The sequence below is a fragment of the Cobetia sp. SIMBA_158 genome (assembly GCF_046566945.1).
Taxonomy (GTDB): domain Bacteria; phylum Pseudomonadota; class Gammaproteobacteria; order Pseudomonadales; family Halomonadaceae; genus Cobetia; species Cobetia amphilecti.
This window is the reverse complement of record NZ_JAWJYL010000703.1, coordinates 1-255: the sequence shown is the minus strand read 5'-3', so window position 1 is coordinate 255 and position 255 is coordinate 1. Positions and strand designations below refer to the sequence as shown.

The 255-nt window shown below is 35.3% G+C and carries 1 pseudogene; it reads left to right on the top strand.

The features are described from left to right. Positions 1–139: 139 nt before the first annotated feature. Positions 140–255: pseudogene (locus R2R70_RS21640) on the top strand (phospho-N-acetylmuramoyl-pentapeptide-transferase); the annotation flags it as partial.

Below are 255 nucleotides of genomic sequence, written 5' to 3'. Positions count from 1 at the left end.
AGCAACAAATTCAAGCCACAATTAATCAAGTAAATAAAAAAACGACCATCGTCGTGAAAGGATCACGCAATTCTCGCATGGAATTATTAGTAACCGATTTAGTTAATGGCCAGCAACAAGCCATCAATGGAGTATCATAATGTTAGTTTGGCTGGCTGAGTATTTAACACAGTATTCTAGTGGTTTTAATGTTTTTTCGTATTTAACACTACGAGATATTTTGGGGATTTTCACTGCGGTCATTATGTATCTGTA